Consider the following 15038-nt stretch of genomic DNA (forward strand, 5'->3'; position numbering starts at 1 on the left):
AGCGTTACCTTCGCTCTCAATCAAGCAATGTCGATTTATCAGAGAGCCGTCAGGCTCCTACAGGAGAAAACCGATGAGTAAATTCCTGGACCGGTTTCGCTACTTCAAGCAGAAGGGCGAAACCTTTGCCGATGGGCATGGCCAGCTTCTCAATACCAACAGGGACTGGGAGGACGGATACCGCCAGCGTTGGCAGCATGACAAAATCGTGCGTTCAACCCACGGGGTAAACTGCACTGGCTCATGCAGCTGGAAAATCTATGTGAAAAATGGTCTGGTGACCTGGGAAACCCAGCAAACCGATTATCCGCGTACCCGTCCGGACCTGCCAAACCACGAGCCTCGTGGTTGCCCTCGTGGTGCAAGCTATTCCTGGTATCTCTACAGCGCTAACCGTCTGAAATACCCGCTGATGCGCAAACGCCTGATGAAAATGTGGCGTGAAGCGAAAAGACTGCACAGCGATCCGGTAGACGCATGGGCCTCCATCATCGAAGACGCCGATAAAGCAAAAAGCTTCAAACAAGCGCGTGGTCGTGGTGGTTTCGTGCGTTCTTCCTGGCAGGAAGTGAATGAGCTGATTGCCGCTTCTAACGTTTACACCGTTAAAACCTACGGTCCTGACCGCGTGGCGGGCTTCTCGCCGATCCCTGCGATGTCGATGGTTTCCTACGCCTCCGGTGCACGATATCTGTCGCTGATTGGCGGCACCTGCCTGAGCTTCTACGATTGGTACTGTGACTTGCCGCCTGCGTCTCCGCAGACCTGGGGTGAGCAGACTGACGTTCCGGAATCTGCCGACTGGTATAACTCCAGCTACATCATCGCCTGGGGTTCCAACGTTCCGCAGACCCGTACCCCAGATGCGCACTTCTTCACGGAAGTTCGCTACAAAGGGACTAAAACGGTCGCCATCACCCCGGATTACGCTGAAATCGCTAAACTCTGCGATCTGTGGCTGGCTCCGAAGCAGGGCACCGATGCCGCAATGGCGCTGGCAATGGGCCACGTCATGCTGCGCGAGTTCCACCTTGATAACCCGAGCCAATACTTCACCGACTACGTGCGTCGTTACACCGACTTCCCGATGCTGGTGATGCTCGAAGAGCGTGACGGGTATTATGCGGCGGGTCGTATGCTGCGTGCCGCCGATCTGGTTGACTCCCTGGGTCAGGAAAATAATCCAGAGTGGAAAACTGTTGCCATCAATACCGACGGCGAAATGGTTGCGCCAAACGGTTCAATTGGTTTCCGTTGGGGTGAAAAAGGTAAATGGAACCTTGAACAGCGCGACGGCACGTCCGGTAACGAAACCGAACTGCAGCTCAGCCTGTTGGGCAGCCAGGACGACATCGCTGAAGTCGGCTTCCCGTATTTTGGCGGCGAAGGCACCGAGCACTTTAGCAAAGTTGAACTGGAAAATGTTCTGCTGCACAAACTGCCGGTAAAACGCCTGCAACTGGCAGATGGCAGCACCGCGCTGGTGACCACCGTTTACGATCTGACCATGGCCAACTACGGTCTGGAACGCGGTCTGAACGATGAAAACTGCGCCTCCAGCTACGACGATATCAAAGCGTATACCCCGGCATGGGCAGAGAAAATCACTGGCGTATCGCGCGCTCAGATCGTGCGTATTGCCCGTGAATTTGCCGATAACGCAGATAAAACGCACGGCCGCTCAATGATTATTGTCGGCGCGGGTCTGAACCACTGGTACCACCTCGATATGAACTATCGTGGTCTGATTAACATGCTGGTGTTCTGCGGCTGCGTCGGTCAGAGCGGCGGCGGCTGGGCGCACTACGTGGGCCAGGAAAAACTGCGTCCGCAGACCGGCTGGCAGCCGCTGGCGTTTGCCCTTGACTGGCAGCGTCCGGCGCGTCACATGAACAGTACGTCCTACTTCTATAACCACTCCAGCCAATGGCGCTATGAGACGGTTACGGCACAGGAACTGCTGTCCCCGATGGCAGACAAATCCCGCTATAGTGGCCATTTGATTGACTTTAACGTACGCGCTGAACGTATGGGCTGGTTGCCATCTGCGCCGCAATTGGGTACTAACCCGCTGTACATTGCGCGTGAGGCGGAAAAAGTCGGGATGACACCGGTGGATTACACCGTTAAATCTCTGAAGGAAGGTTCTATTCGCTTTGCGGCTGAACAACCAGAGAACGGTAAAAACCATCCGCGTAACCTGTTTATCTGGCGTTCTAACCTGCTCGGCTCTTCCGGTAAAGGCCACGAGTACATGCTGAAGTATCTGCTGGGTACTGAACATGGTATTCAGGGGCTGGATCTGGGTAAACAGGGGGGCGTGAAGCCAGAAGAAGTGGAATGGCAGGATAACGGACTGGACGGCAAGCTGGATCTGGTCGTCACCCTGGACTTCCGTCTGTCGAGCACCTGTCTGTACTCCGACATCGTGCTGCCGACCGCCACCTGGTATGAAAAAGACGATATGAATACCTCGGATATGCATCCGTTTATTCACCCGTTGTCTGCCGCCGTTGACCCAGCCTGGGAATCGAAGAGCGACTGGGAAATCTACAAGGCTATCGCCAAGAAATTCTCTGAAGTTTGCGTGGGTCACCTTGGCAAAGAAACCGACGTAGTGACGTTGCCTATCCAGCACGACTCGGCCGCCGAACTGGCGCAGCCGTTGGATGTTAAAGACTGGAAGAAAGGCGAATGCGATCTGATTCCAGGCGTTACCGCGCCGCACATCATGACAGTTGAGCGTGATTACCCGGCAACCTACGAACGCTTCACGTCCATCGGCCCACTGATGGATAAAGTCGGGAACGGCGGGAAAGGGATTGCCTGGAACACCCAGAGCGAAATGGATCTGCTGCGCAAGCTCAATTACACCAAGGCTGAAGGCCCGGCAAAAGGCCAGCCGATGCTGAATACGGCGATTGATGCCGCTGAGATGATCCTCACCCTGGCACCGGAAACCAACGGTCAGGTGGCGGTAAAAGCCTGGGCAGCGCTGAGTGAATTTACCGGCCGTGACCATACGCATCTGGCGCTGAATAAAGAAGACGAGAAAATCCGCTTCCGCGATATTCAGGCGCAGCCGCGCAAAATTATCTCCAGCCCGACCTGGTCAGGACTGGAAGATGAACATGTTTCTTACAACGCTGGTTACACCAACGTTCACGAGCTGATCCCATGGCGTACGCTGACTGGTCGCCAGCAGCTGTATCAGGATCATCAGTGGATGCGAGACTTCGGTGAAAGCCTGCTGGTTTACCGCCCACCAATTGATACTCGTTCGGTGAAAGAGGTGATGGGCGAGAAATCAAATGGTAACCCTGAAAAAGCGCTCAACTTCCTGACGCCACACCAGAAGTGGGGTATCCACTCCACCTACAGCGATAACCTGCTGATGCTGACGTTAGGCCGCGGCGGTCCGATCGTGTGGATGAGCGAAGCGGATGCGAAAGATCTGGGTATCGAGGATAACGACTGGATCGAAGTCTTTAACAGTAACGGGGCACTCACCGCCCGTGCGGTTGTGAGTCAACGTGTCCCGGCCGGGATGACCATGATGTACCACGCCCAGGAACGTATTGTGAATATTCCGGGGTCGGAGATTACCGAGCAGCGCGGCGGGATCCATAACTCGGTGACCCGTATCACACCAAAACCGACGCACATGATTGGTGGTTATGCCCACCTGGCCTACGGCTTTAACTACTACGGCACCGTAGGTTCGAACCGTGATGAGTTCGTGGTGGTTCGTAAGATGAAGAACATTGACTGGTTGGATGGCGAAGGCAATGACCAGGTACAGGAGAGCGTAAAATGAAAATTCGTTCACAAGTCGGCATGGTGCTGAATCTCGATAAGTGCATCGGTTGCCACACCTGTTCAGTAACCTGTAAAAACGTCTGGACCAGCCGTGAAGGTGCGGAGTATGCCTGGTTTAACAACGTTGAAACCAAACCGGGTACTGGCTTCCCCACTGATTGGGAAAACCAGGAAAAATGGAAGGGCGGTTGGATCCGTAAGATCAACGGTAAACTGGTGCCGCGCATGGGTAACAAAGCGCTGCTGCTGGGCAAAATTTTTGCTAACCCGCATTTGCCAGGTATTGATGACTACTACGAACCGTTTGACTTCGATTACCAGACTCTGCACAACACCCCGGCAGACAGCAAAGCGCAGCCGATTGCCCGCCCGCGCTCGCTGATCACCGGTCAGCGTATGGATAAAATCACCAAAGGTCCGAACTGGGAAGATGACCTCGGCGGTGAGTTCGAGAAGCTGGCGAAAGACAAAAATTTCGAGAACATGCAGAAGGCGATGTACGGTCAGTTCGAAAACACCTTCATGATGTATTTGCCGCGTCTGTGCGAGCACTGCCTTAACCCGGCGTGCGTGGCGACTTGCCCGAGCGGTGCCATCTACAAGCGTGAAGAAGATGGCATCGTGCTGATCGATCAGGACAAATGCCGCGGCTGGCGTATGTGCATCACCGGTTGCCCGTATAAAAAAATCTACTTCAACTGGAAGAGCGGTAAGTCAGAGAAGTGCATTTTCTGCTATCCACGTATTGAAGCCGGTCAGCCGACCGTGTGCTCCGAAACCTGCGTCGGTCGTATCCGTTACCTCGGCGTACTGCTGTATGACGCGGATGCGATTGAAAGCGCGGCAAGCACCGAGCATGAGAAAGATCTGTACCAGCGTCAACTGGACGTGTTCCTCGATCCGAACGATCCGGCTGTTATTGAACAGGCGCTGAAAGATGGTATTCCGCTGAGCGTTATCGATGCCGCACAGCAGTCTCCGGTTTATAAAATGGCGATGGACTGGAAGTTGGCGCTGCCGCTGCATCCGGAATACCGCACATTGCCGATGGTTTGGTACGTGCCGCCATTGTCACCGATTCAGTCTGCCGCCGATGCGGGCGAGCTGGGCAGCAACGGTATACTGCCGGACGTTGACAGTTTGCGTATCCCGGTTCAGTACCTGGCGAACCTGCTGACCGCAGGCGATACTCAGCCGGTGCTGTTGGCGCTGAAACGTATGCTGGCAATGCGTCACTACAAACGTACGGAAACCGTTGACGGTAAAGTCGATACCCGTGCGCTGGAAGAGGTGGGCTTGAGCGAAGCGCAGGCACAGGAAATGTATCGTTATCTGGCGATCGCGAACTACGAAGATCGTTTCGTGGTACCGAGCAGCCATCGTGAACTGGCGCGTGACGCGTTCCCGGAGAAAAGCGGTTGTGGCTTTACCTTCGGTGACGGTTGCCACGGTTCTGATACTAAATTCAATCTGTTCAACAGCCGCCGCATCGACGCTGTCGATGTGACCAGCAAAACGGAGCCGCACCAATGATTGAACTCGTCATTGTTTCGCGTTTGCTCGAGTACCCGGATGCTGCCCTGTGGCAGCATCAGCAGGAACTTTTCGATGCACTCGCGTCATCTGAGAACCTGGATAAAGAGGATGCCCAGACTCTGGGCGTTTTCCTGCGCGATCTAATCGCGCAAGACGTGCTGGATGTGCAGGCAAGTTACAGCGAACTGTTTGATCGTGGCCGTGCCACCTCGCTGCTGCTGTTTGAACATGTACACGGTGAATCCCGCGATCGCGGTCAGGCGATGGTTGACCTGATGGCACAGTATGAACAGCACGGTTTGCAGCTCGACAGCCGCGAACTTCCCGATCATCTGCCGTTGTATCTGGAATATCTTGCGCAACTGCCGAAAAGCGAAGCGCTAGGTGGCTTGCAGGATATTGCGCCGATCCTGGCTTTGCTCAGCGCTCGTTTGCAGCAGCGTGGAAGCCGTTATGCAGTGCTGTTCGATTTGCTGTTAAAACTGGCGAATACCGTTATCGACAGCGATAAAGTGGCTGAAAAAATTGCGGATGAAGCCCGTGATGATACTCCACAAGCGCTGGATGCGGTCTGGGAAGAAGAGCAGGTAAAATTCTTCGCCGATCAGGGGTGTGGCGAGTCGGAAATCTCCGCTCACCAGCGTCGTTTTGCCGGGGCCGTTGCGCCGCAGTATCTGAATATCACTACCGGAGGACAGCACTAATGCACTTCCTGAATACGTTCTTCTTTAACATCTATCCGTACATCGCGGGTTCTGTCTTTCTGATCGGCAGTTGGCTGCGTTATGACTACGGGCAGTATACGTGGCGTGCGGCCTCCAGTCAGATGCTGGATCGCAAAGGGATGAACCTGGCGTCAAACCTGTTTCACATCGGGATCCTGGGGATTTTTGCCGGGCACTTCTTGGGTATGTTAACGCCGCACTGGATGTATGAAGCGTGGCTGCCGCTTGAAGTGAAACAAAAGATGGCGATGTTCGCGGGTGGCGCTAGCGGCGTAATGTGTCTGATTGGCGGTGTACTGCTGCTGAAACGTCGTTTGTTCAGCCCACGAGTGCGGGCTACCACCACCGGAGCGGATATTCTGATCCTCTCTCTGTTGGTTATCCAGTGTGCGCTGGGTCTGCTGACCATTCCGTTCTCCGCCCAGCATATGGACGGCAGCGAGATGATGAAGTTGGTGAACTGGGCGCAGACAGTGGTGACCTTCCATGGCGGAGCGTCTCAGTATCTGGATGGCGTCGCATTTATTTTCCGTGTGCACCTTGTGCTGGGTATGACGCTGTTCCTGTTGTTCCCATTCTCGCGTCTGGTACACATCTGGAGCGTCCCGGTCGAATATCTGACACGCAAATACCAGATTGTTCGTGCACGTCACTAATTGTATTTCTGTGAAAGATAAAACCCTGCTTCGGCGGGGTTTTTTTATGCCTGTTTGCCGGATGGCGGCGCAAACGCCTTATCCAGCCTACGCAGGTTTCAGCGAGCGCCGTAGGCCTGCGTAGTGCATCTGGCAATTTGTGGGCATGTGTCGAGTTTGTAGGCCTGATAAGCACAGCGCATCAGGCAAATAAAGGGCATTGCAGATTGATTATGTGTTGGTGCTTTATGAAGTGATGGTGGTGGGGGAAGGATTACTCAGCGCTGCGCGCTTCGCCCTTCGGGTCGTTGCCTGCGGCAACGCTTTCTCGCTAACGCTCGAATCGAACCCTGGTCGAAGCTTCTCATCCTTCCCGCATAGGAAGAATATGAGACATTGCAGATTGATTATGTGTTGGTGCTTTATGAAGTGATGGTGGTGGGGGAAGGATTACTCAGCGCTGCGCGCTTCGCCCTTCGGGTCGTTGCCTGCGGCAACGCTTTCTCGCTAACGCTCGAATCGAACCCTGGTCGAAGCTTCTCATCCTTCCCGCATAGGAAAAATATGAGGCATTGCAGATTGATTATGTGTTGGTGCTTTATGAGGTGATGGTGGTGGGGGAAGGATTCGAACCTTCGAAGTCGATGACGGCAGATTTACAGTCTGCTCCCTTTGGCCGCTCGGGAACCCCACCAGGGGTATACTAATTTTGTGAGTGTAAAAGAATGAATGGTGGTGGGGGAAGGATTATTCGTCGCTTCGCTCCTCACCCTTCGGGCCGTTGCCGTTGGCAACGTTCTCTCGCTTTCGCTCGAGTCGAACCTTAATCGAAGGTTCTCACCCTTCCCCGACAAGTGCAAACTTCTGTATTGCTCACCGGGATAACTACATCGCTGTAGTAAAAAATGGTGGTGGGGGAAGGATTATTCGTCGCTTCGCTCCTCACCCTTCGGGCCGTTGCCGTTGGCAACGTTCTCTCGCTTTCGCTCGAGTCGAACCTTAATCGAAGGTTCTCACCCTTCCCCGACAAGTGCAAACTTCTGTATTGCTCACCGGGATAACTACATCGCTGTAGTAAAAAATGGTGGTGGGGGAAGGATTATTCGTCGCTTCGCTCCTCACCCTTCGGGCCGTTGCCGTTGGCAACGTTCTCTCGCTTTCGCTCGAGTCGAACCTTAATCGAAGGTTCTCACCCTTCCCCGACAAGTGCAAACTTCTGTATTGCTCACCGGGATAACTACATCGCTGTAGTAAAAAATGGTGGTGGGGGAAGGATTATTCGTCGCTTCGCTCCTCACCCTTCGGGCCGTTGCCGTTGGCAACGTTCTCTCGCTTTCGCTCGAGTCGAACCTTAATCGAAGGTTCTCACCCTTCCCCGACAAGTGCAAACTTCTGTATTGCTCACCGGGATAACTACATCGCTGTAGTAAAAAATGGTGGTGGGGGAAGGATTATTCGTCGCTTCGCTCCTCACCCTTCGGGCCGTTGCCGTTGGCAACGTTCTCTCGCTTTCGCTCGAGTCGAACCTTAATCGAAGGTTCTCACCCTTCCCCGACAAGTGCAAACTTCTGTATTGCTCACCGGGATAACTACATCGCTGTAGTAAAAAATGGTGGTGGGGGAAGGATTCGAACCTTCGAAGTCGATGACGGCAGATTTACAGTCTGCTCCCTTTGGCCGCTCGGGAACCCCACCACGGGGTAATGCTAATTACTGGCCTGCTTCCGTTGGAAGCGGGGCGCATCATATCAAATGATGCGCCCCTGTAAAGCATTCCGTTGATAAAAAAGAACTGGTTGCCTGATTTTTACACGTAAAGATGTAAAGGTAACCAATTAACTTATCAATCGATTACAGAATAATCGTTCGGTTACCGTAAACAAAGACGCGCTGAGCCAGAACCTGATACAGCGCACGGCTTAAAACATTTTTTTCAACGTCGCGACCCGCACGCATCATATCTTCGGCAGTGTAGGTGTGATCAACATGGATCACGTCCTGCATAATGATTGGGCCTTCATCAAGGTTATCATTCACGTAGTGGGCCGTCGCGCCGATGATTTTCACGCCGCGCTCATAAGCTTGATGGTACGGGCGAGCACCAATGAATGCTGGCAGGAATGAATGGTGAATATTGATAATTTTATTTGGGAAGCGTGAAACAAATGTCGGGGTCAGAACGCGCATGTATTTAGCCAGCACGACATAGTCCGGCTGATGGGCGTCGATAGCGTCAGCCATTTTCTGATCATGTTCGTCACGTGTTAAACCTTCATGGCTGACCAGCTCAAACGGAATATCAAACCGTTCAACCAGAGGACGCAACGTCTCGTGATTGCCGATCACCGCGGCGATTTCAACATCCAGCCCGCCATAATTGGCCTTCATTAACAGATCGCCCAGGCAATGCGCTTCCTTAGTGACCAAAATGACGATGCGGCGGCGGCCTGCTGGGGTTAATTCACGAATTGAGCCTTCAGGTAAGGCGCTGTCCAGATCGGCAAGCAGCGTGACGTCGTTAAAAATGCCCTCCAGTTCGGTGCGCATAAAAAAGCGTCCGGTGCGGTGGTCCACAAACTCATTGTTCTGCACGATGTTCAGTTCATGCTTGTAACAGATATTCGTAATGCGCGCGATCAGACCTTTTTGGTCCGGGCAAATAGTACGCAGCACTTTTCTTTGTAATGAATGCATTTGCAGCGGTGATCCTGTTGAGAATGTTTGCAAAATTGATACTGTCGGGCGTTGATTAGCCGCAGCACTTTTTAAATTTTTTACCGGAGCCACAAGGGCAGGTATCGTTTCGTCCAATTTGAGGGCGTGTACCGTCTATATAGTACCACTGACCGTTTTCTTTTAAAAAACGAGAGCGCTCGATAATTGCACCTGTTTTACCTTGTTCAGAAAACCGCGCGACAAAACTGACATAGCCGGTATTTTCTGTGTCTGCCGTCTCTTGTTCAAAAACGGTCAGTCCGAGCCATTCTGTATGACTAAATCCTGCGATAATGTCGTCGCGAAACGAGGCCGCATGACAATCTGGATGCCAGGTCCTGATAAGGTAATCTGCGTCTTTCATCACAAAAGCACAGTAACGAGAACGCATGAGGTGTGACGGCGTAGGTGCTACTTGCGCGCCGGACACATAACGGTAGCAACATAGGCTATACTCGACAGCGCTACCACAGGGACAAAGCTGAGACACAAAGTACTCCCTGGAATATAAAAACGGCGTAAAAACGCCAGAGTGGCACTATGTTAACTGAGCGGTAGCGATGTTGCTACGTCTGCAAGCCAGGGGAAGTTTGTACGTATAATGAGAAAAATAAAAATTGGGCTGGCGCTAGGTTCCGGCGCGGCGCGAGGTTGGTCGCATATTGGGGTTATTAAAGCCCTTAAGCATATGGGCATCGATGTTGATATCGTGGCAGGGTGCTCCATCGGTTCGCTGGTTGGCGCTGCCTACGCCTGCAATAAGTTACCTGCTCTTGAAAAGTGGGTATGTTCTTTCAGCTATTGGGATGTTTTACGGCTGATGGATCTCTCGTGGCGCAGGGGAGGTTTACTGCGCGGAGAACGGGTATTCAATCAGTACCGTAATGTCATGCCGGTAGAAGCAATTGAGCAATGCACACGCCGTTTCGCAACAGTTGCTACTAATCTGAGTACGGGGCGGGAGTTGTGGTTTACCGAAGGTGATTTGCATCTGGCTGTCCGAGCCTCCTGTAGTATTCCTGGTCTGATGTCTCCCGTGGCGCATAATGGTTACTGGCTGGTCGATGGCGCGGTGGTGAATCCCGTCCCTGTATCCCTGACTCGTGCGTTGGGGGCCGATATTGTTATCGCGGTCGACCTGCAACACGATGCTCATCTCATGCAACAAGATTTACTCTCCTTCAACGTCAATAGCGATGCCGAATCGGGTAATGATGCTGACGAGCTTTCATGGCATGCCCGTCTGAAAGAGCGATTGAGCAACATTACGGCCAAGCGTGCGGTCACGGCACCGACAGCGATGGAGATCATGACGACGTCTATTCAGGTTCTGGAAAATCGTCTGAAACGTAACCGCATGGCCGGTGACCCTCCAGACATACTGATTCAGCCGTTTTGTCCACAAATATCCACGCTGGATTTTCACCGCGCCAGTGCAGCAATTGCTGCCGGGCAGTTGGCGGTCGAGAAGAAAATGGATGAACTTCTACCCCTGGTGAAAACCAACGTCTAACGCATTTTTTATCAACACTTAAGCTAATTCTGACAGGCGTGAGTGGCAATAGCATGCCACTATTTATTAAAGCCAGTCAGGGGGGAGAATATGACGCAGCCATTGGTCGGAAAACAGATTCTTATCGTTGAGGATGAGCCGGTATTTCGCTCACTCATGGACTCGTGGTTTTCCTCTTTGGGAGCGACAACGGCGGTGGCTGGCGACGGGCTTGAAGCACTTGAACTACTTGGACACTTCACACCAGACCTGATGATTTGCGATCTGGCTATGCCAAGAATGAACGGCCTCAAACTGGTTGAGTATCTACGCAATCGTGGCGATCAGACCCCGATACTGGTGATTTCTGCGACGGAAAACATGTCCGACATAGCCAAAGCGCTACGACTCGGGGTGGATGATGTCCTATTGAAGCCGGTGCAAGACCTTAATCGCTTGAGAGAAACCGTCTTTGCATGTCTTTATCCCAACATGTTTAATTCACGCGTAGAAGAAGAAGAGCGGCTGTTTCGCGACTGGGATGCGATGGTGGACGATCCTGCCGCCGCCGCGAAGCTGCTAAAAGAATTACAGCCTCCAGTGTCGCAAGTGATTTCGCACTGTCGCATTAACTATCGACAATTGGTAGTAGCCGACCAACCGGGGCTGGTGCTGGATATTGCGCCGCTGTCGGATCATGACCTTGCATTCTATTGCCTTGATGTGACGCGGGCAGGGGATAATGGTGTCTTGGCTGCATTATTATTGCGGGCGCTATTTAATGGTTTACTGCAGGAGCAACTGACACAACAAAATCAGCGGTTGCCGGAGTTAGGTACGTTATTGAAACAGGTAAATCATTTGTTGCGGCAAGCCAATTTACCAGGGCAATTTCCCTTGCTGGTGGGGTATTACCACAGCGGATTAAAAAATCTGATTCTGGTATCTGCAGGGCTGAATGCGACATTAAATACAGGTTCCCACCAAGTGCAAATCAGCAATGGCGTTCCGCTGGGTACCTTAGGTAATACGTATCTTAATCAGTTGAGCCAACATTGTGAGTCATGGCAATGCCAAATATGGGGGGCGGGAGGGCGCCTGCGCTTGATGTTGTCTGCGGAATGAACAATTGAGAGGCGTGCAAATGAAATTGGTTCACCCTCCCCGTGCTGTGAGTGCTACTATCAGCGCCAGATTTATTCGTATTTATCTTAATTATACCGACGCGCGTCCTTTTCAGACCAGAAGTTTGTCGCTGTACTGATATACTCGGATGCGATACAGAATGATGAACACGTTCAATACATGAACAGTCCAGGAGAGTTTTAAATGGCTGCCCTTAATTCAAAAGTCAAAAAAGCCGTTATCCCAGTTGCGGGATTAGGAACCAGGATGTTACCGGCTACGAAAGCAATCCCGAAAGAGATGCTACCGTTGGTTGATAAGCCATTAATTCAGTACGTCGTAAACGAATGTATTGCTGCGGGCATCACTGAAATTGTACTTGTGACTCACTCGTCTAAAAATTCTATTGAAAACCACTTCGATACCAGCTTTGAACTTGAAGCGATGCTGGAAAAACGTGTAAAACGTCAGTTGCTGGAAGAAGTGCAATCTATTTGCCCGCCGCATGTGACTATTATGCAGGTACGTCAGGGGCTGGCAAAAGGTCTGGGCCACGCAGTATTGTGCGCGCACCCTGTGGTTGGCGATGAACCGGTTGCTGTAATCCTGCCGGACGTAATTCTTGACGAATACGAATCTGATTTATCCCGCGACAACCTTGCCGAAATGATTCATCGCTTTGATGAAACAGGTAGCAGCCAGATTATGGTTGAGCCGGTAGAAGATGTTACGGCTTATGGTGTTGTTGATTGTAAAGGCGTTGAATTATCCCCGGGCGAAAGTGTCCCGATGGTTGGCGTGGTTGAAAAACCAAAAGCTGACGTAGCACCTTCTAATCTGGCCGTTGTGGGTCGTTACGTTCTTAGTGCCGATATCTGGCCTCTGCTGGCTAAAACGCCTCCGGGAGCGGGTGATGAAATTCAGCTGACAGATGCAATCGATATGCTGATTGAAAAAGAGACGGTTGAAGCTTATCACATGAAGGGCAAAAGCCATGACTGTGGTAATAAACTGGGCTATATGCAGGCGTTCGTCGAATATGGTATTCGCCATAATACTCTCGGCGCTGAATTTAAAGCCTGGCTGGAAGACGAGATGGGTATTAAGAAGTAACCTTCTGGCATTATCTGGTCAGAACGGCGCTGTATTAACAGCGCCATTTTTTTATACCTAATCCGGGTAGGGCTGAGCGAAGTACCAGTAAAAAAAATCCCGCCAATGGCGGGATTTTAAGCAAAGTATTTCTGAATTATTCCTTGATCAGGAAATCGTCCAGTTGTTTACCTTGCTCTTCCATCGCTTTTTTGATCACTGCCGGTGTACGACCCTGGCCAGTCCAGGTTTTAGTTTCACCGTTTTCGTCAACATAGCTATATTTAGCCGGACGTGCAGCGCGTTTAGCTTTGGTGCCAGATTTAACAGCAGCCATGCTATTCAGCAGTTCGTTCGGATCAATGCCGTCAGCGATCAGCATTTCACGATATTGTTGCAGTTTACGAGTGCGTTCTTCAACTTCAGCGGCAGCAGCGCTTTCTTCTTCGCGACGCTCGCTAACTACAACTTCTAATTTTTCCAGCATTTCTTCAAGCGTTTCCAGAGTGCATTCTCTTGCCTGCGCACGAAGAGTACGGATGTTGTTCAGAATTTTAAGTGCTTCGCTCATTGTAGTAATCTCAAACTTATATTGGGGTGGTTTGTTGAGCTAATAATAGAGCGATAAATTCAGTTGTGCAATAGCCAGGAATGTAAGGAATTCAAAATTGCGCTTTATTTAGTAACAGAATTAATTCTCCTGTCTTAAATTCCCCATGATGTTGGGCATAAAAAAGGCTTATTGGCGAGGGGGCTTCTCAGCGGCTGAGAGTAAAAATTCAAGATTCAGGTCACATTTTATGGTGTACAAATAGTATCTCTTTGCAGTGATTTCAACCTTTTGTATTAGTTTTGCTTACGTGAATTCGCTAATACATGGTGAGAGTGGGTAGATTCAATAACAATATGGGAAGGGTTTCTTTATTGCCGTATGATGATAAGTGACATTGATAAATTTCATGAGCACTATTTGTGAAAGAGAGTGTATATACGCGTCCGAGCTCGGGCTGTATGGTCGATGGTTGTATGCTCTCTCACAACCTGCTACTTAAATTCAGGCGGCACTGAGCGAGGTTGCCCGCGCATTTATACGCCTTTGGGCGCAACGCTACACCGACACTTTCGTGAAATATGATACAATCCCGCGCATATTTATTTCCCCATGTGAGGGCCTTTGGTCAATGGCACAGCTATATTTTTACTATTCTGCAATGAATGCCGGTAAGTCGACTGCATTGCTGCAATCTTCGTACAATTATCAGGAACGTGGGATGCGTGCTGTTGTATATACAGCGGAAATTGATGACCGTTTTGGTGCTGGAAAAGTAAGTTCACGTATAGGTCTGTCGTCGCCTGCAAAATTGTTTAACCAAAATTCATCTTTGTACGAAGAGATTCGTGCTGAAAATGAGCAGCAAAGAATTCACTGTGTACTGGTTGATGAGTCGCAGTTTCTGACTCGACAACAGGTTTATGAATTATCTGAAGTTGTCGATCGGCTGGATATTCCTGTGTTGTGCTATGGCTTACGCACAGATTTCCGTGGTGAATTATTTGGCGGCAGCGAATACCTGCTTGCGTGGTCAGATAAGCTCGTTGAATTAAAAACCATTTGTTTCTGTGGGCGTAAGGCCAGCATGGTTTTACGTCTTGATCAGTCTGGAAGGCCCTATAACGAGGGCGAGCAGGTGGTTATTGGCGGGAATGAACGCTATGTGTCGGTATGTCGTAAACACTACAAACAGGCGCAGTCTGAGGGCTCTCTGACGGCGATACAAGAACGACACAGCCACGATTAACCTGCAGGCTTCTGAGCGCTTATAAACACAGGGTAGGCCGGGACATTCGTCAATATTCTCTACCCTGTCAGACTCTCTTCTGACGGCTATTCTCACATCT

General features: G+C 51.2%; 11 protein-coding genes, 2 tRNA genes and 7 other RNA genes. 8 read left to right on the plus strand and 12 right to left on the minus strand.

All coding sequences use genetic code 11. The features are described from left to right. Positions 1–73 precede the first annotated feature (73 nt). The 4 genes from SK33_RS11020 to narI are packed head-to-tail and all read left to right on the plus strand — an operon-like array spanning position 74 to position 6736. A complete protein-coding gene (locus tag SK33_RS11020) occupies positions 74–3817 on the plus strand; it encodes a nitrate reductase subunit alpha (protein ID WP_003841311.1) in 3744 nt (1247 codons plus the stop codon). Beyond that, positions 3814–5352 (plus strand): nitrate reductase subunit beta, encoded by a 1539-nt coding sequence (narH, locus tag SK33_RS11025; protein ID WP_003020747.1) that lies wholly within the window; start codon positions 3814–3816, stop codon positions 5350–5352. The genes SK33_RS11020 and narH overlap by 4 nt, the downstream gene beginning before the upstream one ends. Continuing rightward, positions 5349–6059 carry a nitrate reductase molybdenum cofactor assembly chaperone gene (gene narJ, locus SK33_RS11030; protein ID WP_003020745.1) on the plus strand — a complete coding sequence of 237 codons (711 nt, stop codon included), beginning with the start codon at positions 5349–5351 and terminating at the stop codon, positions 6057–6059. The genes narH and narJ overlap by 4 nt, the downstream gene beginning before the upstream one ends. After that, positions 6059–6736 carry a respiratory nitrate reductase subunit gamma gene (narI, locus tag SK33_RS11035; RefSeq protein ID WP_048217872.1) on the plus strand — a complete coding sequence of 226 codons (678 nt, stop codon included), beginning with the start codon at positions 6059–6061 and terminating at the stop codon, positions 6734–6736. Before narJ ends, narI begins: the two co-directional genes overlap by 1 nt. A 236-nt stretch (positions 6737–6972) precedes the next feature. Here the strand turns inward: narI and SK33_RS11040 are convergent. The 11 genes from SK33_RS11040 to SK33_RS11090 form a co-directional block, all read right to left on the minus strand. After that, a non-coding RNA gene (locus SK33_RS11040) (RtT sRNA) lies at positions 6973–7104 on the minus strand. A 44-nt stretch (positions 7105–7148) separates the two neighbouring features. Further along, positions 7149–7280: non-coding RNA, RtT sRNA (locus SK33_RS11045), on the minus strand. Between the two features lie 44 nt (positions 7281–7324). Next, positions 7325–7409, minus strand: a tRNA-Tyr gene (locus SK33_RS11050). Between the two features lie 36 nt (positions 7410–7445). Then, positions 7446–7577, minus strand: a non-coding RNA gene (locus SK33_RS11055) — RtT sRNA. A gap of 44 nt (positions 7578–7621) precedes the next feature. Beyond that, a non-coding RNA gene (locus tag SK33_RS11060) (RtT sRNA) lies at positions 7622–7753 on the minus strand. 44 nt (positions 7754–7797) lie between these two features. Further along, a non-coding RNA gene (locus SK33_RS11065) (RtT sRNA) lies at positions 7798–7929 on the minus strand. A 44-nt stretch (positions 7930–7973) separates the two neighbouring features. Next, a non-coding RNA gene (locus SK33_RS11070) (RtT sRNA) lies at positions 7974–8105 on the minus strand. Positions 8106–8149: 44 nt separating this feature from the next. Next, a non-coding RNA gene (locus SK33_RS11075) (RtT sRNA) lies at positions 8150–8281 on the minus strand. A gap of 44 nt (positions 8282–8325) precedes the next feature. Then, a tRNA-Tyr gene (locus tag SK33_RS11080) sits at positions 8326–8410 on the minus strand. Between the two features lie 156 nt (positions 8411–8566). Continuing rightward, positions 8567–9409, minus strand: a complete 843-nt coding sequence (purU, locus tag SK33_RS11085; RefSeq protein WP_003020737.1) for a formyltetrahydrofolate deformylase — start codon at positions 9407–9409, stop codon at positions 8567–8569. A 55-nt stretch (positions 9410–9464) separates the two neighbouring features. Continuing rightward, positions 9465–9920, minus strand: a complete 456-nt coding sequence (locus SK33_RS11090; RefSeq protein WP_003020734.1) for a YchJ family protein — start codon at positions 9918–9920, stop codon at positions 9465–9467. A gap of 111 nt (positions 9921–10031) precedes the next feature. Between SK33_RS11090 and rssA the strand changes: the two genes are divergently transcribed. The 3 genes from rssA (at position 10032) to galU (ending at position 13160) form a co-directional block, all read left to right on the plus strand. Continuing rightward, positions 10032–10943, plus strand: a complete 912-nt coding sequence (gene rssA, locus SK33_RS11095) for a patatin-like phospholipase RssA (RefSeq protein WP_048217869.1) — start codon at positions 10032–10034, stop codon at positions 10941–10943. Positions 10944–11033: 90 nt separating this feature from the next. Further along, positions 11034–12047: a two-component system response regulator RssB gene (rssB, locus tag SK33_RS11100; protein ID WP_048217867.1), complete on the plus strand. Its 1014-nt coding sequence runs from the start codon at positions 11034–11036 to the stop codon at positions 12045–12047. A 204-nt stretch (positions 12048–12251) separates the two neighbouring features. Beyond that, entirely contained in the window at positions 12252–13160 is a 909-nt protein-coding gene (gene galU, locus SK33_RS11105; protein WP_003020727.1) for a UTP--glucose-1-phosphate uridylyltransferase GalU, read from the plus strand. Between the two features lie 136 nt (positions 13161–13296). On the opposite strand, the gene hns is transcribed toward galU, so the two are convergent. Further along, positions 13297–13710, minus strand: a complete 414-nt coding sequence (gene hns, locus SK33_RS11110) for a histone-like nucleoid-structuring protein H-NS (protein WP_003020723.1) — start codon at positions 13708–13710, stop codon at positions 13297–13299. A 610-nt stretch (positions 13711–14320) separates the two neighbouring features. Here hns and tdk point away from each other — a divergent pair. Continuing rightward, positions 14321–14938 (plus strand): thymidine kinase, encoded by a 618-nt coding sequence (gene tdk / locus SK33_RS11115; protein ID WP_003020720.1) that lies wholly within the window; start codon positions 14321–14323, stop codon positions 14936–14938. The last annotated feature ends 100 nt before the right edge of the window (positions 14939–15038 follow it).

Origin of the sequence: Citrobacter sp. MGH103, from assembly GCF_001034475.2 — a bacterium.
In the GTDB taxonomy this organism is placed as follows: domain Bacteria; phylum Pseudomonadota; class Gammaproteobacteria; order Enterobacterales; family Enterobacteriaceae; genus Citrobacter; species Citrobacter freundii.